Annotated in this window: 20 protein-coding genes; 16 read left to right on the plus strand and 4 right to left on the minus strand. The window is 47.5% G+C overall.

Annotated elements, in window-relative coordinates; all coding sequences use genetic code 11:
* Positions 1-31 precede the first annotated feature (31 nt).
* The gene (locus tag QVP94_RS03595; protein WP_005863241.1) at positions 32-1531 is read right to left on the minus strand and encodes a potassium/proton antiporter; all 1500 of its coding nucleotides are present in this window, start codon (positions 1529-1531) and stop codon (positions 32-34) included.
* Between the two features lie 220 nt (positions 1532-1751).
* Here QVP94_RS03595 and QVP94_RS03600 point away from each other — a divergent pair, with 220 nt between their 5' ends.
* From QVP94_RS03600 to QVP94_RS03660, 13 genes are all read left to right on the plus strand, one after another.
* Positions 1752-4412, plus strand: coding sequence for a transglutaminase domain-containing protein (locus tag QVP94_RS03600; RefSeq protein ID WP_288213169.1), 2661 nt, complete (start codon positions 1752-1754; stop codon positions 4410-4412).
* Positions 4413-4734: 322 nt separating this feature from the next.
* Positions 4735-5835, plus strand: coding sequence for an efflux RND transporter periplasmic adaptor subunit (locus QVP94_RS03605; RefSeq protein ID WP_288213170.1), 1101 nt, complete (start codon positions 4735-4737; stop codon positions 5833-5835).
* Positions 5836-5846: 11 nt separating this feature from the next.
* A complete protein-coding gene (locus QVP94_RS03610) occupies positions 5847-8885 on the plus strand; it encodes an efflux RND transporter permease subunit (protein WP_022191995.1) in 3039 nt (1012 codons plus the stop codon).
* 4 nt (positions 8886-8889) lie between these two features.
* Positions 8890-10233 carry a TolC family protein gene (locus QVP94_RS03615; protein WP_022191996.1) on the plus strand — a complete coding sequence of 448 codons (1344 nt, stop codon included), beginning with the start codon at positions 8890-8892 and terminating at the stop codon, positions 10231-10233.
* A gap of 199 nt (positions 10234-10432) precedes the next feature.
* Positions 10433-11224, plus strand: coding sequence for an O-methyltransferase (locus QVP94_RS03620; protein WP_005863261.1), 792 nt, complete (start codon positions 10433-10435; stop codon positions 11222-11224).
* A gap of 19 nt (positions 11225-11243) precedes the next feature.
* Positions 11244-11807, plus strand: coding sequence for a cob(I)yrinic acid a,c-diamide adenosyltransferase (locus QVP94_RS03625; RefSeq protein ID WP_005859850.1), 564 nt, complete (start codon positions 11244-11246; stop codon positions 11805-11807).
* A gap of 71 nt (positions 11808-11878) precedes the next feature.
* Complete coding sequence (locus QVP94_RS03630; RefSeq protein WP_005633363.1) at positions 11879-12100, plus strand: DUF2795 domain-containing protein; 222 nt, start codon at positions 11879-11881, stop codon at positions 12098-12100.
* 147 nt (positions 12101-12247) lie between these two features.
* Entirely contained in the window at positions 12248-13195 is a 948-nt protein-coding gene (locus QVP94_RS03635; RefSeq protein WP_008772936.1) for a PorP/SprF family type IX secretion system membrane protein, read from the plus strand.
* 3 nt (positions 13196-13198) lie between these two features.
* Entirely contained in the window at positions 13199-14626 is a 1428-nt protein-coding gene (porK, locus tag QVP94_RS03640) for a T9SS ring complex lipoprotein PorK/GldK (protein ID WP_005859855.1), read from the plus strand.
* Positions 14627-14677: 51 nt separating this feature from the next.
* Positions 14678-15769: a type IX secretion system motor protein PorL/GldL gene (gene porL / locus QVP94_RS03645; RefSeq protein WP_227211229.1), complete on the plus strand. Its 1092-nt coding sequence runs from the start codon at positions 14678-14680 to the stop codon at positions 15767-15769.
* A 6-nt stretch (positions 15770-15775) separates the two neighbouring features.
* Positions 15776-17344, plus strand: coding sequence for a type IX secretion system motor protein PorM/GldM (porM, locus tag QVP94_RS03650; protein ID WP_009016568.1), 1569 nt, complete (start codon positions 15776-15778; stop codon positions 17342-17344).
* Between the two features lie 10 nt (positions 17345-17354).
* A complete protein-coding gene (gene porN, locus QVP94_RS03655) occupies positions 17355-18449 on the plus strand; it encodes a type IX secretion system ring subunit PorN/GldN (protein ID WP_005863269.1) in 1095 nt (364 codons plus the stop codon).
* Between the two features lie 49 nt (positions 18450-18498).
* Positions 18499-19035, plus strand: a complete 537-nt coding sequence (locus tag QVP94_RS03660; RefSeq protein ID WP_008772940.1) for a GNAT family N-acetyltransferase — start codon at positions 18499-18501, stop codon at positions 19033-19035.
* 63 nt (positions 19036-19098) lie between these two features.
* Here QVP94_RS03660 and QVP94_RS03665 read toward each other — a convergent pair whose 3' ends face one another.
* Both QVP94_RS03665 and QVP94_RS03670 read right to left on the minus strand, forming a co-directional pair.
* Complete coding sequence (locus QVP94_RS03665; RefSeq protein WP_022191998.1) at positions 19099-20286, minus strand: DUF418 domain-containing protein; 1188 nt, start codon at positions 20284-20286, stop codon at positions 19099-19101.
* Between the two features lie 5 nt (positions 20287-20291).
* Complete coding sequence (locus QVP94_RS03670) at positions 20292-21251, minus strand: nitrilase family protein (RefSeq protein WP_009016570.1); 960 nt, start codon at positions 21249-21251, stop codon at positions 20292-20294.
* Between the two features lie 95 nt (positions 21252-21346).
* Here QVP94_RS03670 and QVP94_RS03675 point away from each other — a divergent pair, with 95 nt between their 5' ends.
* The 3 genes from QVP94_RS03675 (at position 21347) to QVP94_RS03685 (ending at position 22935) form a co-directional block, all read left to right on the plus strand.
* Positions 21347-21856, plus strand: coding sequence for a GNAT family N-acetyltransferase (locus QVP94_RS03675; RefSeq protein ID WP_008772942.1), 510 nt, complete (start codon positions 21347-21349; stop codon positions 21854-21856).
* On the plus strand, positions 21853-22479 hold the full coding sequence (locus QVP94_RS03680; RefSeq protein ID WP_008779104.1) for a chloramphenicol acetyltransferase: 627 nt from the start codon (positions 21853-21855) through the stop codon (positions 22477-22479). Before QVP94_RS03675 ends, QVP94_RS03680 begins: the two co-directional genes overlap by 4 nt.
* Before the next feature lie 195 nt (positions 22480-22674).
* The gene (locus QVP94_RS03685) at positions 22675-22935 is read left to right on the plus strand and encodes a DUF6582 domain-containing protein (RefSeq protein WP_005859868.1); all 261 of its coding nucleotides are present in this window, start codon (positions 22675-22677) and stop codon (positions 22933-22935) included.
* 68 nt (positions 22936-23003) lie between these two features.
* Here QVP94_RS03685 and QVP94_RS03690 read toward each other — a convergent pair whose 3' ends face one another.
* Positions 23004-24152: an acyltransferase family protein gene (locus QVP94_RS03690; protein WP_272025887.1), complete on the minus strand. Its 1149-nt coding sequence runs from the start codon at positions 24150-24152 to the stop codon at positions 23004-23006.
* Between the last annotated feature and the right edge of the window lie 281 nt (positions 24153-24433).

The following is a 24433-nucleotide window of genomic DNA, read 5'->3' on the forward strand; positions in this document are numbered from 1 at the left end:
ATTGGCACATTGCCTACATTGGCACATTATTTCAATTCTTCTTCATCGTATAATCCTTCACCCCCAAGGAATCATACGCCTGCAAAAGCGCCTCGTCATTATCGGAGATCATTAACAACTTGTCGTTCTCCTTTAATTCCGTATTTCCTTTCGGGATGAAATAGCGGCCTTCCCGTTTCACCATTACCGCCAAGGTATGATCGGGTAAAGTCAGCTGCATCAATTTATTTCCATGGGATAATACCGCCGGGGTAATATCGATCTCGCTCATAGCGCTCTTGATCTCCTCGGGAAGCTCGATGCCAAACTCATCCTTTCGTTCCGGCTCATCCACCATATCCAGCCATTTAGCGGCTTGGGTAACCGTGGTTCCTTGAATCAGCAAAGAAAGAATCGTGATAAAAAATACGATATTAAAGAACATACCGGCATGCTCGATCCCGGCGATCATCGGGTAAGTAGCGAAAATAATAGGAACCGCCCCGCGTAATCCCACCCATGAGATATACAGTTTACCTTTGAAGGAGAAATTCTTATAAGGTATCAAGCAAAGGAACACGCTAATCGGACGGGCGATCAAGATCATAAAGACTCCCACCATAACACCTACACCCGTCACCGGTAATAACTCATGTGGGTTCACTAGCAAGCCTAACGTAAGGAACATCACGATCTGCCACAACCAAGCGAAACCGTCAAAGAACGTCCCCATACTTTTCTTGTGAACAATCTTAGCGTTACCAACCACCAAACCAGCGATATAAACCGCTAAATAGCCATTACCTTTACATAAGGTCGTAGCGGCGAAGGTGAAGAAAGCCGTAGCCAATAAAAGGATCGGATATAAAGACTCGTTATCTATATCGATCTTATTGATAATCAACACAGCCAGTCTCCCCAATAAGAAACCGGCGATAGCTCCCACCGATAATTGAATGACCAAGGATAGCCCGGCCTCCCAAATATTCATACCTCCGCTTTGTATGTAAGCGATCAGAAGCAAGGTAAGCATATAAGCCATCGGGTCATTACTACCACTCTCCAGCTCCAAGGTAGGACGCAGACGCTCTTTCAAATAAACCCCTTTACTGCGCAAGATGGAGAAAACCGAGGCTGAGTCCGTAGAGGACATGACCGCCGCCAGCAATAAAGATTCCGGGAAAGTCAACGTAACATATTTGCCAAATAAACCAAATAACCAATAGATAAACCCGCCCGTGATAAAAGTCGTGGCCAGCACCCCGAGCGTAGCCAATACCACACCTTGCGAGGCGATAGGTTTGACCTCCGCAACTTTCGTATCCATACCACCCGAGAACAAGATGATACTCAACGCCAACATGCCGATAAACTGGGCCACATTCGGATCGCTGAACTGGATGCCCAGACCATCGCTGCCAAACAACATTCCCACACCAAGGAACAACAACAAAGCGGGTAAGCCGAAACGATAACCGGCCTTACCGGCGAATATACTTAAAAACAGGATCACAGAAGCTATTAATAGCACTTGCTCAGGATTTTGAAACATACGCAAAACGGGTTTTATGATTAGTGATTTGATACTTTGTCACAAAGTTCGTAAACTTTTTGCAATTATAATCACACAAAAAGAAGAAATCCGGTCCCAAATTTACAGGAAGACCAGATTTATTCTTTCTATAGAAAAACAAATCTTTCTTACAAATTGTTCGAGAATTTTTCTATCTCGCATAGAATCATTACTTTTGGCAAACATACATATCCGCTTTATGAACAAAAAACATCTATTTACGCTGTTGTTCACATTACTCGTATGGACGAGCTGTAACAACCAACAACATTTTATTACCGACGCCGCTTACCGAGCTGAGGTTGAGAACGATTTCCAAGCGAAACAGGCCGCTCTGCCTAACGGAAACCTTTTCGCAGTATTTAACGATCAAATGACTCCCGAAGAGAGGGAGGCGTTAACCTTCATGTACGCCTATATGCCGATTGGAGACATCACGGACTATAGTGGCGATTTCTATTTGAAAAACATCCGTTCCTCTTTCCAAGCACGGAATGAGATGCCTTGGGGCGATAGCATCCCAGAGGATATCTTCCGCCATTTCGTATTGCCGGTACGAATCAACAATGAGAATCTGGATGAAAGCCGCATGGTTTTCTTTGATGAGTTGAAAGACCGGGTGAAGGGTCTCTCGTTGTACGACGCCGTACTGGAAGTGAATCACTGGTGTCATGAGAAGGTTATCTATACTCCTTCCGATGGGCGCACAAGTTCCCCTTTGGCATCCGTGAAGACCGCCTACGGTCGTTGCGGCGAGGAGTCTACCTTCACGGTAGCCGCTTTACGTTCCGTGGGTATCCCCGCACGTCAGGTATATACACCTCGCTGGGCGCATACGGATGATAACCACGCATGGGTAGAAGCTTGGGTGAATGGTAAATGGTATTTCTTCGGCGCTTGCGAGCCCGAACCGGTATTGAATCTGGGTTGGTTCAACGGCCCTGCTTACCGGGGTATGTTGATGCATACGAAAGTATTCGGTAAATACAATGGCCCGGAGGATGTCATGGAACGTACCGATGGGTATACCGAGATCAACGTGATCGATAATTACGCACCTTCGGCTAAAGCTGTTATCACGGTTACGGATGCCAATGGCAAGCCGGTAAAGGACGCTTTGGTAGAATTCAAGATTTATAACTATGCCGAGTTTAACAGTGTAGCCCGCAAGAAGACGGACGCGGATGGTAAATGCTCATTATCCGCCGGAAAAGGGGATATGCTGGTATGGGCCAGCAAAGATGGCAAGTTCGGCTACAGCAAGGTCTCTTTCGGCAAGGACGGAGAGGTTACGATCGCCTTGAATAAGAAACCGGGAGATGTGGAGACGATCGCCCTAGATATCGTACCACCGGTAGACGGCTCTATCCCCGCAGAAGTTACACCGGAGCAAAAGGAGGCGAACGCCAAACGTTTATTGGAAGAAGACGCTATCCGTAATAAATATGTAGCTACTTTCTATACGGAAGAGAAAGCAGAGGCTTTAGCGAAAGAATTGGGTATCGACCCGATGAAGACGGAGGATTTCATGATCGGTAGCCGTGGTAACTGGATGGAGATCGAGAAGTTCTTACGGGAGACTCCCGCCCAGAAGCGTGCGCAAGCGATGGCTTTATTGGATGTCGTATCCGCTAAGGATCTACGTGATACACCTGCGTCTGTCTTTGCGGACCATTTAAACAATACGCCGGCCGTTCAAAGCGAATGGTTCAATGAATATATCATGAATCCTCGTGTGGCCAATGAGTTCCTGACTCCATATAAGAGTTTCTTCGCTGCAAACATTGAGCCTTCCCTTGCGAAACAAGCCGTAGAGAATCCACAGGCATTGGTGGATTGGGTGAAGAATAACGTCTCCATTAACGACGCGCTAAACGCACAACGTATTCCGATCATGCCGATGGGTGTATGGAAATCCCGTATCGCTGATAAGGGCTCCCGTAATATCTTCTTCGTGGCCGTGGCTCGTAGCTTAGGTATTCCGGCACGTATCGAGCCGGTAGCCCGCAAGATCCAGTACTTCAAGGACAACTCTTGGGTAGACGTCGATTTCGAGGCTGCCGTACAGACAACCGCTAAACAAGGCAAGGTAATCGCTTCTTACCAACCAATCAAGGCGCTGCAAGACCCGAAATATTACAGTCACTTCACGATCGCCAAGGTTTTGCCGAACGGTACTTTACAGACCTTGAATTTCGAGAGAGGCGGTAATGTGGATATGGGCTTGGGAGATACTTGGAGCGGATTACTGAAGAAACCGTTATCCATGGATGAAGGTAATTATATGTTAGTGACCGGTACTCGTATGGCAAACGGTAGCGTATTGGCCGAGATCGAGTTTTTCAATGTGGAGGCAGACAAGACCACCCCGATCCAATTGGAGATGCGCGAAAGCAAGGACGAGATACAGGTGATCGGTAATTTCAACTCCGAAAATAAATTCAAACGTGCGGACAACGGCGAGGAAACTAGCTTGCTAGCTACTACCGGACGTGGCTACTATATCGTAGCGCTTCTAGGCTCCCGCCAAGAACCGACAAACCATGCGATGCGTGATATCGCCGCCGTGAAGAAGGAACTAGAAGATTGGGGACGAGGCATCGTGCTTCTCTTCCCGGACGAGAAAGGCTATAAGAACTTCGATCCGAAAGAGTTCGGCGATTTACCGGGCACGATCACATACGGTCTGGATATCGACGGGGCGATCCAAAAGGAGATGGCTACAGCGATGAAATTGCAAAACGCCAATACCTTGCCGATCTTCTTGATCGCCGATACGTTCAACCGTGTCGTATTTGTCTCTCAAGGCTATACGATTGGCTTGGGCGAGCAGTTAATGAAAGTTATACATAAGCTATAACAGATCGTTTCACAAGTGTGATCTGATCTTTTCACCCATGTGAAACGATCGGATCACGGCTGTGAAACGTTCTTTTCACCTATGTGAAAAGATCTATACGACAGGAGACACTCATTTCTTCTACCACAAACCGATCAGACTTCCTCCCTAGATTCGTTTTAATTCCCTTATTTTTCCCGTTCTTCCCAATCAAGGATTCATCTCTCAAAAAAATAATATCTTTGATTAAACCTTTTTACGAAAGGGCAGTCTAAACTTGCGTTTAGTTATATATTTTGGAGTAACGAGTGTAAATTATCAGTAAATACCATACGAGAACATGATGACAAAGAGAGCGAAATGGGGAGTTACGGCGGCTATCTTATTGATGATAGCGGGAATGATCGCTTACCCTCAATTGAAAAACAAGTTCAAGGCATCCCAAGATGCCGCTTCCGTCGTACCCACATCGGGCACGAGCCTGCGAAACCAGACACTTAACATCAACGCCGAGGTATTAAAATACCAATCATTAACCGATAAGATCATGAGTACCGGGAGTACCCTTCCGGACGAAGAGGTGGATTTGGCTTTCGAGTCCTCCGGTAAGGTGGTAGCCATCTATTTCACGGAAGGTACCCACGTAAAGGCGGGCGATCTGTTGGCCAAAATCAATGACAAGCCGCTGCAAGCCCAGCTAAAGAAGCTGGAGGCTCAAGTTCCTTTAGCCAAGGATCGTGTCTATCGCCAACGTACCTTGCTGGAGAAAGACGCCGTCAGCCAAGAGGCCTACGAGCAAGTAGCCACCGAATACGAGAAGCTAATGGCGGATATCGAGCTAGTCAAAGCGAATATCGCCCAGACAGAACTTCGGGCTCCTTTCGATGGAGTCATCGGACTTCGCTCCGTGAGTGAGGGCGCGTACGTTACCTCCTCCTCTTCCGTAATCGCCAAGTTGACCAAGATATCCCCGTTGAAAATCGAGTTCTCCATCCCCGAGAGCTATGCGGCCGAGGTACAAGACGGAACCCCGATCCTATTCCGCATGGAGAAAGACGGTATGATGCAGAACTATAAGGCGACCGTTTACGCCGTGGAAAGCAAGGTAGATATGGCGACCCGTACCTTGAAAGTACGTGCCACTTACCCGAATCCGGGCGAGAATATCTTACCCGGCCGTTATACCTCCGTCGAGATCAGCAAGCGGGAGATCAAGGACGCTTTAGCCATCCCCAGCGAGGCCGTTATCCCCGAGATGGGAAAAGACATCGTTTACTTATATAAGAACGGCGTGGCCGAGCCTCAAGAGATCACGATCGGTATTCGAACCGAGAGCCGTGTACAGGTATTGCAAGGGTTGAATGTGGGCGATACGCTGATCACGTCCGGCGTGATGCAGTTACGTACCGGCATGAAAGTTTCTATTGATAACTTGACTGAATAAGGAGAAGAACGATGGCAAATATTTCAGAAACCAGTATAAACCGGCCCGTACTCTCGACAGTGATGATGCTGGTCATCCTCCTGTTCGGCTTTATCGGTTACCGGTTCCTTGGCGTCCGGGAGTTCCCGAGCGTAGACCAGCCGATTATCTCGGTCAATGTATCTTATCCCGGAGCGAACGCAGACGTGATCATGAACCAGATCACCGAGCCGTTGGAGCAGAATATCAACGGTATCCCGGGTATCCGTTCATTGAGTAGCGTGAGTAGCCAAGGCAGCAGCCGCATCACGGTAGAGTTTGAGTTGTCCGTGGATATGGAGACGGCGGCGAACGATGTACGTGATAAGGTATCTCGTGCCCAACGCTACCTTCCCCGCGACTGCGACCCGCCTACGGTATCGAAAGCGGATGCCGATGCCTCCCCAATCATGCAGATCGCCATCCGAAGCAACAAACGCTCGTTGATGGAGTTGAGCGAGATCGCCGAGCTAACGGTGAAAGAGCGCTTGCAGACCATCGAGAACGTGAGTGGCGTGGATATCTGGGGACAAAAACGGTATTCCATGCGTCTATGGCTGGACCCAATCAAGATGGCGGGTTACGGAGTGACCCCGATGGACGTGAAAAACGCCGTCGATAACGAGAACGTGGAGCTTCCTTCCGGTAGTATCGAGGGAAATACGATCTCCTTATCCATACGTACCTTAGGATTGATGCATACCGCCAAGGAATTCAACGATTTAATTATCAAGGAAGACAACAACAACATCGTGCGCTTCAGCGATATCGGACGTGCGGAGGTAGCTCCCGAGGACTTGCGGAGCTTACTGAAGAAGAACGGCGAGCCGATGGTTATGACCGTTATCATCCCCCAACCGGGAGCCAACCATATCGAGATCGCCGACGAAGCCTACAAGCGTATCGAGCAATTACAAAAAGACCTGCCGGAAGATGTCACGATCGAGATGATGTATGACAACACCCGCTTTATCCGGGCCTCTATCGGCGAGGTACAACAGACGATCTACGAGGCTTTCCTCTTGGTCGTATTGATTATCTTCTTGTTCCTCCGTGACTGGCGGGTCACGCTGGTTCCTGTCGTCGTTATCCCCGTATCGTTGGTAGGAGCTTTCTTCGTGATGTATATCTCCGGATTCTCCGTCAACGTATTGACGATGTTGGCGGTCGTGCTCTCGGTCGGTCTGGTGGTAGACGATGCGATCGTGGTGGCGGAAAATATATATGTACGTATCGAGCAAGGCATGTCGCCGAAAGAGGCGGGTATCGAAGGATCGAAAGAGATCTTCTTCGCCGTGGTATCTACCACGATCACCCTGATCTCCGTATTCTTGCCGATCGTGTTTATGGAAGGTATGACGGGGCGCTTATTCAAGGAGTTCAGTATCGTGATCGCCGGTTCGGTCGCTATCTCCTCGTTCGTGGCCCTTACGTTTACACCGATGTTGGCTACCAAGCTATTGAAGAGGAGAGAGAAGAAAAACTGGTTCTATCGGAAGACCGAGCCGTTCTTCGAGGGATTGAACACGATCTACGCCAAGTCGTTGAACGCGTTCCTGAACCATAAGATATGGTCGATCCCTATCGTTATCCTTCTTTTCGGATCGATCGGGTACTTCTGGAAGAACATTCGTTCCGAGTTATCGCCTTTGGAGGACCGTTCCATGATCTCCGTGAATATGCGCGGGCCGGAAGGGGCTACCTTCGAGTTTATCCGCGACTACGCGGACCGTATCGAGCAAATAGCCGACTCCATCGCTCCCGAGAAGCAATCCATCATGACCCGCTCGTGGGAAGGAGGAGGTTCGCTAAACCTCATATTAAGCGATATCAAGGAACGGGAACGCTCGCAGATGGAGATCGCCGAGACCTTGTCGAAAGAAGTCCGCAAAGAGACCTTGGCCCGCGCCTTCGTACAACAGCAATCCACCTTCGGCGGACGCCGGGGCGGTATGCCTATCCAATACGTACTGCAGGCCCCGACCTTGGATAAACTGCAAGAGTTCCTGCCTACGTTTATGCAAAAGGTGAACGAGAGCCCGGTCTTCCAGATGGCGGACGTGAACTTGCGCTTCACCAAGCCGGAGGCACGTATCGAGATCGACCGGGATAAGGCTTCCTTATTGGGCGTCAGCACCCGCAACATCGCCCAGACCTTGCAATATGCGTTGAGCGGACAGCGTATGGGCTACTTCTATATGAATGGTAAGCAATACCAGATATTGGGCGAGATCAACCGCCAGCAACGAAATACCCCTGTCGATTTAAAATCGATCTATGTACGTAGTAACAATGGGGAAATGATCCAGCTGGATAACTTGGTTAAGGTTACGGAAAACGTGGCGCCGCCCCAATTGTATCGCTATAACCGTTTCGTATCGGCGACGGTTTCCAGTGGATTGAATAAGGGATATACGATCGGCGATGGTCTGGACGAGATGGATCGTATCGCCTCGGAGGTGCTGGATGGTAGCTTCCGCACCGCTCTTTCCGGCGAGTCGAAAGAGTTCCGTGAGAGTTCTTCCAGTTTGATGTTCGCCATGATCTTGGCCTTGTTGATGATTTATTTGGTGTTGGCCGCCCAGTTCGAGAGTTTCAAGGACCCGTTGGTAGTGATGTTCACCGTGCCTTTGGCTATCGCCGGTGCGTTGATGTTCATGAGTTATTCGGGTATCACGATGAATATATTCAGCCAGATCGGTATCATTATGTTGATTGGTTTGGTGGCGAAGAACGGTATCTTGATCGTAGAGTTCGCCAATCAGCGGCAAGAGTCGGGACTTAGTTTGCCGGAAGCGATCCGCTCGTCCGCGACCCAGCGTCTGCGCCCGATCTTGATGACTAGCGTATCCACCATCCTCGGTTTGGTGCCATTGGTATACGCTACGGGCGAGGGTGCCCAAGGGCGTATCGCCATGGGTGTAGCGGTAGTAGGCGGAATGTTGGTATCGACCTTCTTGACCCTGTTTATCGTACCGGCCATGTATTCATTTATATCCACCAACCGAAAAAAACAAAACACCAAGTTGTAGATTTATGAAGAAATATGTATATACCTTATTATTTGCCTTCTCTTCCCTCTTTATAGCGGAAGCGCAGCAACTATTCGATCTGAAACGGTGTATCGAAACCGGATTAGAGCAGAACTACTCCATCCGTATCATTCGTAACGAGCAACAGATCAGCGACAATAACGCCACCCCGGGAAACGCCGGTTATCTGCCTACCGTAGATATGAGCGGCGGATTCAGCGGAAATATCAATAACAACCGTAACAGCCTGCAAGACGGATCGATCGAGAAGGCGAATGGTATAAACAGCGAGACGGGCAACGTCGGACTAAACGTTAACTGGACGGTTTTCGACGGTTTCGGTATCCAAGCCGAATACTCTCGCTTGAAAGAATTACAGCGAATGGGGGAATTGAACACCCGCATGACCATCGAGGATTTCGTAGCCAACCTTTCCAGCGAGTACTACAACCTGATCCGGCAGAAAATCCGTTTGCGTAACCTCCGTTCCACCTTGGATCTTTCCAAGGAGCGTTTACGGATCGTGGAAGAACGGTATTATATCGGCTCCATGTCCCGTCTGGACTTGCAACAGGCTCAAGTGGACTTCAACTCGGATAGCTCCAAGGTATTAAACCAATTGGAGGTCGTGCATACCTCCCGTATCCGCCTGAACGAGTTGATGGCATTAAATAATGTGGAGGAGGAAATCCAGATCAAGGACTCCTTGATCTACCCGAACCCGTTCCTCGACGAGGTAGATCTATGGAAGAATACCCTCGAAGCCAACGCCTCACTCCTGATCGCCCAAAAGAACCAGACGTTGTCTGAGCTTGATTATAAAAAGGTAAAAAGCCGCTATTATCCCTATGTCAAGCTAAACGCAGGCTACGGCTACACGGCGAACTGGACGGAAGTGGGCAATTACGACCTCCAACAACGGCTGGGGCTTAATTACGGCGTGACCATCGGTATGAGCCTCTTCGATGGTTTCAACCGGAAACGTGAGCAACGCAACGCCCGCATCCAAATCGAGAACCAGCAATTGCGCATCCAAGAACTGGAACTTGCCCTGCGTGCGGACATGAGCAACTTCTGGATGGCCTATAAAAACAACCTCGACCTATGGAGCCTAGAGAAAGAGAACCTCGTAGCCGCCCAAGAGAACTACCGGATCGCCATCGACCGCTATAAACTTGGCGAGTTGTCTGGTATCGAATTGCGTGAGGCACAAAACAGTCTGCTGGAAGCGGAGGAGCGTCTTTCCGTGGCGGAATACTCCACCAAGATCTGTGAGATCTCGCTGCTTCAATTAAGCGGGCAGATATTAACCTATATCCGCCCAGAACCGGAGAAAGCCAGTTTCTAAGATAAAGCTAGTGCCACGCTGATGGCATGACTGTGCCACTGCGATGGCACGCTGGTGCCACCTTTATGGCACGGCTGTGCCATCCGCATGACACAAGTCATTATAACCCCGTTTAATGACTAGAGGCTTATGCTAATTGCGTTTTTTTATGTAAGTTCGCGGTAAATGGCAAGGTCTCATTGCCCAATGACAAAAAGAAATGCAAATACTACCAAAGGTTAATACATTACGAAAAGGATCGCTCTTGTACCGCAGCATCCGTTACCGTAAAGGATTCGGAGTACATTCGCCTTTCGTTTTTAACCTCATCACGAAGGTCATCGAGGAAAAATGCTCTTATTATAGTTTCTATGATATAGAGCTTTTACGTAAGCAGTTATTATTCAGGGAAGGAGAGATCACCTATCCAGACCGGCAGAACAAAGGGAAACGAAAGACCCGTTCCATCAGCGAGATCGTAAAACGGGAATCCATCCGGCCCAAGCATGGCGCCTTATTATTCCGTTTAACAAACTATTTCAAGTCCAAGAATATCCTCCAGATAGGAACCACGATGGGGCTGTCTACCTTATATCTAACCTCCTATGCCACGGGATTGAAATGTATCGCCTTGGAAAATGTACCGGAATTCGCCACGATTGCCCGTCAAGCATTCGCTAAAGAGGGACGTAATCCCGTCGATTTGCGTATCGGTAATTATAAGGACTTGCTTCCCCAAGCCTTAAATGACATAAATAGCTTAGATTTTGTTTTTTTCAACACTTTATATGAACAACATAACAACCTCTGGCTGTTTAATGAATGTATGAAATACGCGCACAACGATACGGTATTCGTTTTTGAGGGAATCAAGGCGAGCCGTAAGATGCGTGAACTTTGGGAAGAGATCTGCGCATGTCCGGAAGTGACGGTCACCTTAGATCTTTACTCGCTAGGGATTGTCTTATTCAACAAGAAATTGCACAAACGAGATTATATTGTTTATTTTTAGGATTCAAAACAAGTCAGATATGAAGAAGAGTATTATCTATACCAGAACAGGCGATAAAGGAACCACTTCACTGGTAGGTGGACAACGCGTGTCGAAAGCGCACGATCGGATCGAGAGCTATGGCACCGTAGATGAGCTGAACTCCTTTATCGGATTATTAATCACGGCCTTGAATGATGAGAAAGATACTGATTTCTTATCATTCATCCAGCATAAGCTATTCACGATCGGTTCTTACCTAGCCACGGATCAAGCGACCACGGAATTGAAAATCGAGAGCAAGGTAACGCCCGAGAGCATCGAGCGTATCGAGCGGGAGATAGACCGTCTGGATAATGAGCTGCCGAAAATGCACGCGTTCATCCTACCGGGAGGATGCCGCTCGGCCGCCCTCGCACACGTTTGCCGCACCGTTTGCCGTCGTGCCGAGCGACAAATCTATCGCTTGGCCGAGAATTGCCCCGTTGAGGAGCCTGTATTGATATTTATGAACCGTTTATCGGATTATTTCTTCGTTCTGGCACGAAAAGAATGCATAAATAATAACGGTAAAGAAATTATTTGGGATTATACTTGCGTATAATAAATAAAGTCATATTTTCGCGGAAAAATAGAGAACCAAATCGCTTCGGCGGTTATTAATACTTGACAGCTATGTATTGGACATTAGAGTTAGCTTCAAAATTGGAAGACGCACCCTGGCCTGCGACTAAGGATGAACTTATTGACTATGCACAACGTTCTGGTGCGCCATTAGAAGTGATTGAGAATTTGCAGGAAATGGAAGATGAAGGCGAGATTTACGAATGCATGGAAGACATCTGGCCGGATTATCCAAGTAAAGAAGACTTCTTCTTCAACGAGGAAGAATACTAGTTCAATTGAGAATTGAAAATTGAAAATTAAGAAATAGAAGAACGAGGTGGCGGACGATCGAGCTCCCCTGCCTCGTTGTTTTTTTGTGAAAATACAATTTATCCGGATTTGCTGCGTTTGTAGTTACAACGTGAAGTGAATGTTTAAATGAGAAGACGTCTTCTTTCGATCTTGATCCTTTTGTGTACTTGTGCGGGAATCGTACGGGCGCAATATGACGCACGCTTAAGTCAATACTTCATGGCGAAACCGTATTATAACCCGGCCGTGGCCGGAGCTACGGAGGACTTGAATATATTGGCTCTCGCCCGCTTGGAAATGATCGGCGTACATGGGGCACCCAAGTCGTTCTTCATTACCGCGGATATGCCACTCACTTTAGGCAAGACGAATCACGGTGTCGGATTGGTTGTATTTACCGAGGCAATCGGGCTTTTCCAGAATACGCATGTAGGGGCGCAATACGCCTATAAGTATAAATTATTCGGGGGAGTCTTGAGCGGCGGTCTGCAAATCGGCTTAGTCAACCAATCGTTCGACGGAACCAAGGTGATAAAGGTTGAGTCCGAATACCATCAAGAGACCGACGCCGCCATTCCTGTAGAGCAGGTCAGCGGCATGGGGTTGGATATGAACTTCGGTATTTACTATACCCATAAACGGTTTTACGCCGGGTTTGGCATGACGCATATCACCCAACCGGAGCTTCAACTGGACGAGAACGCCTATACCTATATAGGTCGTTCACTTAATTTAATGGGTGGATACAATATTCAATTAAAGAATCCGTTGATAGAATTACAGCCCTCGGTGTTCTTGCTGACAGACATGCAAAGTTTTCATGCGGATATTACCGCTAGGCTGGAATATAATAAGATGTTTAATGGTGGTTTTTCCTATCGGGTGAATGAATCGGTGGGCATCATGTTCGGCGTAAAGCTAGGTCGTTTCCATGCGGGTTACGCCTTTGATTTCCCGACCACGGCCCTAGGCCGGGCAAGTAGCGGTAGCCACGAGCTATGTGTCAAGTATGCCTTAAAGCTGAACAAGACGAAGACAGGGAAAAATAGACATAAAAGTGTACGTATATTATAGTATATGAAAAAAGTATTATTAGTACTTGTAACGGTAGCCTTGCTTACCTCCTGCGGTAAATCTCTCCGGAGTGCCGGCGGTGAGGTGACAGGTGTCAGATCGGTAGCGTTCAATGAACCTGCGCCGTATGGAATGGTCTTGGTTAAAAGAGGTTCGTTCGAGATGGGTCCCGCCGACAAGGATTCCTTGTGGGGAATCATGCCGGAGACGAAAGGGGTCTCTTTCGATGCGTTCTGGATGGATCAGACAGAGGTAACGAACGCCAAATATCGCCAGTTCGTTTATTATGTGAGAGACTCTATTATCCGTGAACGCTTGGCGGACCCGGCTTATGGAGGCAACGATCTGTTCAAGATCACGGAAGACCGTTACGGGGAACCTGTCACTCCGCATTTGGACTGGAACCGTCCGATTCCTTGGAGACGGGCGAACGAGGATGAGCAACGTGCGATAGAAAGTGTCTATTACACGAATCCCGTTACCGGAGAGAAAGGTTTGGACCCTAAACAAATGATCTATAAATACGAGTGGTACGACTATACCGCCGCCGCCCTCCGCAAGAATCAGTTGAACCCGGCGGACCGGGTTCGTAATACGGATATTCAGGTAGATCCGAACGAGGTAGTCATGATCTCCAAGGACACCGCTTACATCGATGATGAAGGACGTGTAATCAACGAGACGATCACCCGCCCGTTAAGCAGCGAATGGGATTTCTTGAATACCCGTATCGTCAATATCTACCCAGACGAGAATTGCTGGGTGAACGATTTCAAGAATGCGTACAACGAGCCATATACCCGTATGTATTTCTCTCATCCGGGTTACGATGATTATCCCGTAGTCGGTGTTTCTTGGGAACAAGCGACTGCCTTCTGCGTATGGCGTACGAATTTATACAAAGAATCCTTGAGCTTGCCACCGGGACAATTGGTAGAGCCATTCCGTCTTCCGTCCGAAGGAGAATGGGAATATGCCGCCCGTACAGGTAAGAACGAGAATAAGTACCCTTGGTCTACCGACGAGCTTCAAGACAGCAAAGGCTGTTTCTTAGGTAACTTCAAGCCGGGTAAAGGTAATTATACGGAGGATGGCCATTTGATTACGTCTCGTGTAGGCTCTTTCGCCCCGAATGAGTTCGGGTTATACGATATGGCAGGAAACGTGGCGGAATGGACCTCAACGTCTTACTCCGAGTCTGGCCCGAGCCAAATGAGCGACATGAACCCGGATCTGCGTTACAACGCCGCCAAGAACGATCCCTACGCCATGAAAAAGAAAGTAGTGCGAGGAGGTTCTTGGAAAGATGTCTCACAATTTATCCGTTCGGACATGCGTACTTTCGAGTTCCAGAACGAGAGCCGTTCTTACATCGGTTTCCGTTGCGCACGTACCCAAATAGGATTCTCTCGCTCCAAGGGAAAGAAATAAGCGGGAATTATAAATTTAAAGTTTTGAATCATTTAAGACAATAATACGACGATGGGAAAATATAGAAGATATAAAAACAGACTGGAGATGTTCCTCTCCAGCGAAAGAGGAAAACGAGTATTGAACTTCCTGTATAGTTGGGGTGCGTCCATCGTAATCCTCGGTGCGTTATTTAAGTTATTACATATACCATACGCTAACCAAATCTTGTTCGTGGCGATGATCACCGAGTCTATCGTATTCTTTATCTCGGCGTTCGAGCATCCGAACAAGGAATATCATTGGGAAGATGTTTTCCCCGTATTGAAATCAAAGAACCCGATGGATCGTCCGGATTTCACCGGTACGCCGATCTCAACCATGATCAATTCTACGGATAATGTAGAAGACGATGAGATAGCCGGGGGAATAAATATCGGTTCGGTAGCGTCTAAGGCGAACGCGCAAAGAGGTGGTTCCTTGAATATCGCAGGTAATCTGGACGTGACGGAAGAAGATACCAAGAACTTATCCGAGAGCATCAAGAAATTAAGCGGAGCGGCCGAGCAAATTTCCAAGATGGCGGAATTGACGGAAGCTACCCAAAAATATCTGGAGCAATTATCTGGCATGTCTGAGAACATGGAGCGTTTCAGCCAAGTGACTAATTCGCTTACGAACGTATCCGATACACTGTTGAACTCTTATAAGAGTATCACGGATAATTCCGATGGCATCAACCAAAACTCCCGTGGTTACGTACACCAGATGGAACAATTGAACCGTAACGTATCCGGATTGAATACCATCTATGAGATCCAGTTGAAGAGTATCAGTTCGCAGATCGAATCTATCGAACACATCAATAGTGGCTTGAATCGTATCCGTGAGATGTATGACGGATCGGTGGTAGATAGTTCCGTATTCCGTAACGAGACGGAAAAGATGACTCGCCAACTGGCCGAATTGAACCAAGTATACAGTCGTTTATTGCAAGCGATGACCGTGAATATGGGCTACCAACAACCGGCGCAGCCGCAACAACAACCTCAACAACCGATGTATCAGCAGCCACAACAGCCCGGTTACCAACAGCAATATCAGCAACCCTATGGTTACCAACAGCCACAACAGGCTCCGTATACAAACAACCCAATGAAGTAAAGAAATATGGCAGGAATATCAAATAATCCCAATTCTCCCCGTCAGCGGATGATCAACCTGATGTATCTGGTGTTCATCGCCATGATGGCACTGAATGTGTCGTCGGAGGTGCTGGATGGTTTTGAGTTGGTGGAAGGTAGCTTGCGAACCTCTATCGATAACTCCTCCCGCCGAAACAAGATCGTAGCGGACGAGATGGAAGCTTATTACCAAGAGAATCCCCAGAAAGTGGGTGAGTGGGCATTGAAGGCCCGTGAGGTGAAAAAAGCCTCAGATAGCCTCTATACGTATATACAAGATTTAAAGATCCGTATCGCTAAGGTAGCTGATGGCGAGAATGCCAACGTAAACAGCATCGAGCATAAGGATGATTTGGAAGCCGCTTCCCGTGTAATGCTCTCTCCTGTAAGCGGAGAAGGTAAAAAGCTGAGAGCGGAAATCGATAAGTATCGTATCTGGATGGGCGGCTTTATCGAAGATTCGGCGAAGACTGCCGTATTGGAGGCGAACCTAAGCACGACTCCCCCTCATAAAGCGGGGATCAATACCCGTACTTGGGAAGAGGCCTTGTTCGAGAATATGCCGGTAGCGGCGGCTGTTACCCTGTTAACAAAAATGCAAAGTGACGTTCGCTACGCCGAAGGTGAGGTCTTATCGAACTTATTGAATAGCGTAGACGTTGGCGATTACCGTGTGAACCAGATCACGGCGCAGGTAATCCCGGAAAGCCAGATCGTAATGCGAGGAAGCCAGTACAAGGCGAATATCGTATTATCGGCGGTAGACTCCACGAAACGTCCTACGATCTATGTAAACGGAAAAGAATTACCTTACGAGAATAAAGGAGTCTTCACGGTGAATACCGGAGCTGCCGGGACATTCCCGATCAAAGGTTATATCGAGATGCCGAATAGCGACGGCAGCATCATGCGCCGGGATTTCGAGAGCGAGTATTTCGTGACCGAGCCGACAGCTACCGTGGCCCCGACATTGATGAACGTATTATATGCCGGTATCGCCAACCCGATGCGTATCGCCGTCCCGGGTGTACCGAGCGGTAATGTGACAGCTACCATGACGAACGGCACATTAACCCGCAGCAAGGATGGTTGGGAAGCCCGCCCGTCTAAAGTAGGAACGGAAGCCGTGATCACGGTAAACGCTCGTATGGCGGATGGCCGGAACATAGAGATGGCAAAGACTACCTTCCGCGTGCGTGCCCTCCCCGATCCCCTACCTTATATCGAGTATAAGGATCAAAACGGTAACGTCCGTAAGTTCAAGGGAGGTATGATCGCCAAACGTAGCTTGGTAGAGGCTGACGGTATTCTGGCCGCTATCGACGATGATTTGCTAAATGTAAAATATACGGTATTACGTTTTGAGCTGACTTTCTTCGACTCCATGGGTAACGCTATCCCGGAAGTGGCCGAAGGAACCAACTTCTCGCAACGTCAGAAAAACTATATCCGCAATTTAAGTAAGGGTAAACGTTTTTATATCACCCGTGTAGTCGCGAAAGGTCCGGACGGTATCGAACGTACCATACCGACTATCGAAGTAATCGTAAATTAAGATTCGCAGTATGAAACATCTGTATTACATAGCCGCTTTGGCCGCCACTTTTTTAACAGCGATGCCTCTTCACGCGCAAGAAGAAGCAGAGAACGATGCTACGCAGCAACAACAAACGCGTCGCCGTTCGCCTCAAGCCAGCCGTGGGGAAAGAAACGATAAGAAAGATACCGGTTTACCCGAACTGACCGTACGGGCCCAAGATATGAACGAGCGTTTGACGCAAGAGATCGGGAACGCTCGCTGGATGCGTATTATCTACCGGCAGGTGGACTTGATGAAAGAACAGAACGCTCCGCTTTATTACCCGACCCGCCCGATGAACGGACAGATGAATCTTTTCTCCGTAATCTTCCAGCTTTTAGGTGAGAACAAGATCAAGGCCTATGAGTATCTGGACGGATACGAGGAGTTTGACGAAGCCCATTTGATCAACTTCAAGGATTTGCTGGATCGCTTCTACATCCTTTATGAGGAGATACCGGGGAGAGCGGGTGAGGAACCGACTTTCGTAATCAATGAAAGCGATATACCTGCAGCCGACGTACGGTCTTACTATGTAAAAGAAGCATGGTATTTCGACCAGAATAATTCCGCTTTTGATGTCAAGATATTGGCGATTTGCCCGATCCTTACCTCTACAGGTGATATGGGAGAGACAACCATGCCTATGTTCTGGCTTCCTTACGAGAATATACGTCCGTATATCAGCAATTCATACATCATGACGTCTAATATGAATAACGCCATGACTTTTACGATGGATGACTATTTCCGTCGCCGGATGTTCGAGGGGGATATCATCAAGACCCAAAACTTGATGAATCTGCCATTGCAGGCGTATTGCCCGACACCGGATTCCTTAAAGAACGAGCAAGCTCGTATCGAAGGTCAATTAACCAGCTTTGAGAAATCACTCTGGTATCAACCGGATACGACTCAAGTAGCGGTAGACAGCAAAGCCGCGAAGAAAGCCAGAAAGAGCGCCGCAAGAGGAAAAGGTACTACAACCAAAGAACCTGCCTCCGAAAAGAAAGCTCCCACTGTCAAGGCTCCGAAAGCAGAAAAATCCGCTCCGGTACGCAGTGTTCGACGCAGAAGATAAAAACGGACTCACGATACGGGTCTGAGCGATAACCGGTGATACGCAACATATGAATAAAGAAATCAAGATTAGACCAGAGCAAGAGAACGACTTTCAAGCAGTAAGGGAAGTCGTGGAACTTGCTTTCCGTGACGTGGAGGACAGTGATCAAAGCGAACCGTACCTTGTAGAACGTTTACGAAAAACGGACGCTTATATTCCGGAGCTCTCCTTAGTCGCTGAATTAAACGGCGAAATCATAGGGCATCTCATGATGAGTAAGGTGGAAATCGTATCAGAAGACCAAAGCGTGATCTCTCTTGGGCTAGCACCGGTTTCGGTGGTACCGAAGTACCAAAGGATTGGCGTTGGTAGCGCTTTGATCCGTGAAGCGCATAAGCGAGCGGGAGAGCTAGGCTATAAATCGGCCGTCTTATTAGGACATAAGGATTATTATCCGAGATTCGGATATAAAAGGGCGATTGATTTCGGCATTGAGTTCCCATTCGATGTCCCCAGCGAATATTGCATGGTTGTCGAGTTGGCACCGGAAGGACTCAAGAACGTGCATGGAATGATTAAATATGCCAAACCTTTTATGGAGTGAGAACTGTCTGTAATGAAATGAGACGGGACATACCCCATCTCATTTCACCAGATAATCTGATCCTTATTTAGAACCTACCCATGTCCACTTATGCCAAAGACCTTCCAACGGTCCGTGTTTATGTCTTTCAGCCCACCATTTACAGAAGCGTACTTGCAAAAAGAAAAAGGCGATACCGATGAACATGCTGACCGTATAACCGCAGTAAGGAGCCAGATTCAAGCCGATCGGGAAATAGATCAACGCACCAGCAAAAGATTGTGTCACATAATTCGTCAAGCTCATCTTTCCATAAGAGCGCAAGATAGAGGTAAAACGCTTAAAGGCCTCGCGCTGATACAGTAACACAAAGGAAGCCACCAATACGAACGTAAAAGCGAATTTCTGCCACATATCAAACACAACACCTGCCGTCTGGCGCACGATAGCGCTGTCCGCCGTATCCATCAACAATACTTTCAGTTGGTATAAAGGACCGAAAGCGATCGCAGTAATGATCAAGGTCTTTATCCAAAAACGGGAATTCTCCTCCGAGGGGATAAATAACTTTTTGCGCCCGATCAACATTCCCAGCATAAATAACCCGCAGGTCTGTACATACCGGCCGGCACCAACAGCCCAGAGCAAACTAGCCTTTTGTCCTAACGTCACGTTCTGCCAGATGAAATTCCATAAATCCCCCCGCTTGGTATGCTCCGCCATCTCTGAGTACATCTCCCCTGCTCCTAAATTGGGTAATTGGTAATCCGGATTAAACAGGCTAGCGATATAGTGATACCACTCCACCGGCTGCAATAAAAAGATAATAGCCGTTATCAAGACAGCCTTATCGCTCCATTTACGCACGATAAACAAAACAACGCCCACGATCGCATACAGCAGCAAAACATCGCCTGCCGGATAAAAAGCGGCGTTCAACGTAGCGAAGATCGTCAACAGCAGTAATCTCCAAAGGAAGCGGTAACCGAAGTCTTTTCCCTTCGCCTGCTGGTTCGAATACTGTATATAAAAGGTAAAACCAAATAACAAGGCAAAGATAGAATACGATTTCCCGGCAAACAAAGCGAATACCACCGTAAACACGCCTTCATTCAATACGTTCAACCATCCCGGCAGCGTAGCCGGGTCCGGATAGACCGGATAGATAAAATGTTCCACATTATGCACTAATAAGATTGCCAAGACAGCGAAACCACGTAGCGCATCTACCACCTCTACACGAGGTGACTTAGAGATTGTTGTTTGTTGCATACTATTTATTTGCTATTTGTTGTTTCTGTTAACCATGCTACCTTTTGATTGGACTCATGCGGTTGGCCGATAATATCCGCATAAAGTTCCGGACGACGGGCATTTCGGTAACGATATCCTCCAGCCTGTCTCAATTTCTCAGGGATAGCCGTAGCGATCACGAAATCATCACCCAGTTTACGGCATTCCGCCACGATATCGCCGAAAGGATCCAGAATCATCGAGCAACCGTTCTTGATCTCATTATAATCACGCCCGATCGGATTGGAGAATACCACATATACCGCATTGTCGTACGCCCTAGCGGGAAGCCATTTCATAAGCCAAGCACGTCCCTTCAGGCCATCGAACTCCTGTCGCAAGGAAGTCGGGTCGTTTGCCCGGTTCTCCCATAACATAGGATTTATCAAACCAGCCCCGGGGCGAGGGGAAGGGGTACACATCGTCACGTGAGGCATGAAAATGATATCCGCCCCTAATAAGGCCGTGGCACGGACATTCTCTATGATATTATTATCGTAGCAAATCAATATGCCACATTTCCATCCCTTGATCTCAAAAACCACATATTGATCGCCCGGCAAGATATTCGGATTAATAAACGGATGTAGCTTGCGGTACTTTGCCTTCAAGCCATTGCCATCCACGCAAACTTGCGCTTTATAGATGCGATCCCCATCCCGCTCAAAGAATCCGGCCAGTAGCGTGACGCCAAACTCTTTGGCGATGGCGATCAAGGCTTGCGTACTCTCCCCCGTGGGGATCGGTTCGGCAATAGCCAACAATTCCTTGCGAGACAAGTCCTTGGCAAACGTATATCCACAAACCGAGCATTCGTGAAAAGCCACTACATCCGCTCCCTCTACCGACGCTTTCCGGCACATCTCCCGGATGATAGAAAGATTATACACTTTATCGTTATCCCGTGTCTCGAACTGCACGGTAGCAATTTTTAATGGTTCCATGATATTTTGATTTAATTGGTTTATATATTTTTCGGCTAGATTCGCAAAGATAACAATAATATACTACTTTTGCGGGATAACTTTTTCTACCGATCATGAATATCAGACAAACACGACAAGAAGATCTGGCCGAGGTAATGGCAATCTACGATTACGCACGCAGGTTCATGCAAGAGCATGGCAATGGCAATCAATGGATCAATGGATATCCTTCCGAGGAATTGATCTCCAACGAGATCAAGGCCAGCCATAGTTTCGTATGCGAAAATGAGCAGGGCGAGTTAGTGGGGACCTTTTGTTACATCGAGGGAATCGACCCTACTTACCTAAAGATCTATGAAGGCGAATGGCTGAACGATGAACCTTATGCCGTGATCCATCGCATGGCCTCCAACGGTAAGCAAAAGGGGATCTCGACCGAATGTCTAAAATGGGCATTCGCTCATTGCGATAATATCCGTATCGATACACACCGGGATAATATTGTCATGCAAAACTTATTGAAAAAGCATGGCTTCAAGCAATGCGGTATCATTTACATCGCGAATGGTACGGAACGCATCGCTTTCCACAAAATAGTAAACCCAACAAATAAAGAATCATGAAGCATCCTATTGACCTAGAGCATTGGAACCGGAAAGAACATTTCCTGTTTTTCGGTTCTATGGACGACCCTTTCTTCGGACTGACCACCCAGATAGACGTGACCTCCATCTATAAAGAGGCGAAAGCGGATCATGCCTCTTTTTTCCTCTACTCCTTACATAAGATTATGACAGCCGTTAATGAGGTGGAAGAGTTCCGGTACCGGATCATCGACAACATCCCTGTCTGCTTCGACCGAATCCACGTGGGAACAACGATCGGGCGGGAAGACGGTACATTCGGCTTCGGCTTCTTCGAATATACACCGGACAGGCAACTGTTCCTTCAAAACGCACAGAAAGAGATCGAACGTGTGCAAGCTCTCACAGGCCTTTGCAAAGATAGGGAATCAGACCGGCAAGACTTAGTCCGTTTCTCCCCGGTTCCGTGGATCGCCTTCACGGAGATGAAACACGCTTCCTCTTTCCGTACAGGCGATTCCGCTACCCGTATCTCCACCGGAAAGCTGATCGAGCAGAACGGGCATCGGATGCTCCCTATCTCCGTAACGGCTCATCATGGCTTGATGGACGGCAGACATGTGTCTATCCTCTTAGATCGTATAGCGGATAAAGACGGATGAGACGGATGAGCAAGGCAATCCGTTTCCGATTCTAAGGATGAAACTAAAGATGTGTTCTTATGAGCTTTGCGAGGCATGTTTTCTTTATGAATCAGATCTATTTGATAAACATTAATTCTTTCCCAACACTTTTTAGCGAGAAGTGATTGTTTCCATCGAAACGTTTCATAAACAGATCATTAAAAAATTATCACGATGGAAAGAGAAAGAGAACAAGGTTCCGACCGACTTGACACGGAGGAACGCAAAGAGTTGAACGACTCTGATTTCGGATTACCCGAAGAACGAAAATATCCTATGCCGGACGCCACACACGTACGGGCGGCCGAATCCTATTTTCGATACGCTACCGATCAGCAAAAGCCGGAATTAGCTCATAATATCTTGAGAAAAGCCAAAGAGTTCGGGGTTGATGTCGAAAGTCCGACAATCTTAGAATGGGCAAATCGCTACTAATACCCATTCTGATCCGCTTATTCACCGATACACCGTATGTGTTGGGTGGCACATACGGTTATGGCAGGTTATTTGCGTACCTGTAAAAAGCGCTTTGTCAAATATCTGCGAACCGGCTCGTCATAAAGTTTCAAACTAATGTAAGCCAATACTATACTTCCGATAACTAATGCCAACGCTTCCGGCCACGCCTCGGCAAATGTAAGGTTCTCCTTCTTCACCCACCCAAAATACAAGTATATAAGAGGGTAATGTACCATATACAAAGGATAAGAGATATCTCCCAAGAATTTACAAATACGGGCGGAATGCTTATCGGTTGTCTTCCCGGAAGCCCCCAGATAAACAAGCATAGGGAATATCAGGATCGCGCATACGGAATCATAGATACCGTTCATCCATAAGGTCTCACCATTACCGACATAGGGCATGGAGAGTAAAACGACGATCGCCAGGCTACAGATCCAAAAAGCACCTTTGACATGAATGGGCTTAAAGACGCGCGACATCAACAATCCCATCGAGAAAGAAAATAACACTCGTAAAAAGCCACCGATCAAATTGTACTCTTCCATCGTCCACCCCACACCTAGGTGCCCAGCACCGGAAAAATTGAATATAGCGAACGAAGCCAATCCGATTCCCGCCAAGACAATAAGTGCCATAAGCGCCTTCGTTGACATCCGACGAATAAACAAGGCATACATAATATTCCCGATATACTCGAAGAACAAAGACCAACTAGGGCCATTTAAAGGAAACATCTCACCATTTCCACGGATCTCAGGCCCGGAACCGGGTACAGCCGGTATCAAAAAAAGGTTGATAAGCAAAGCTAGCATCACCATGGATATAGAGACATGCGTACCATCCCACTTCTCACACCCTTGTATACAAAACGCAATAACTCCCAAAACGGCCCCTAGGACAACCATCGGATGTAAACGGATCAATCGACGTTTGATAAAATCCTTTGTTGTCATGGTTTTCCACCGGTCGTCATAAGCATAACCAATCACGAACCCAGACAGGATAAAGAAGAAATCAACGGCTAAATAACCGTGATTAAATTGTTGATCAATAGGACTCGTAGCAAAGGCTTCGAATACATGATAAAATATAACCATTAACGCTGCGACACCTCTCAATCCATCAAGAAGGTCATAATGAGGTTTTGTGTCCGCAAATGCGGCCGCTGAGATTTTTGAGTTTGACATTAATTGTTTGAGCTTATTTTTGATACTACTATTACTCCTAATTTCCGCAAAAATACAAAAAGGCCCCATCTTTCACGTTATTAGACCGTTCTTTTTTCATTAGTTACACATAAATAAGGTCGCAAAATACGAAGTCCCCAGCAAAGCTTACGCCTGCCGGAGACTTGTTTCTTTATCCGTACTCCATCCTCACGGAGGTACTTACGGACCTCTTAATTTATTACTTTAGTATTAATATTAATCCAACTCCCGCCTGTTCATCCGTCACGGATTACTTGGAT

Origin of the sequence: Parabacteroides sp. CAG:2 (assembly GCF_000436315.1) — a bacterium.
GTDB lineage: Bacteria > Bacteroidota > Bacteroidia > Bacteroidales > Tannerellaceae > Parabacteroides > Parabacteroides distasonis.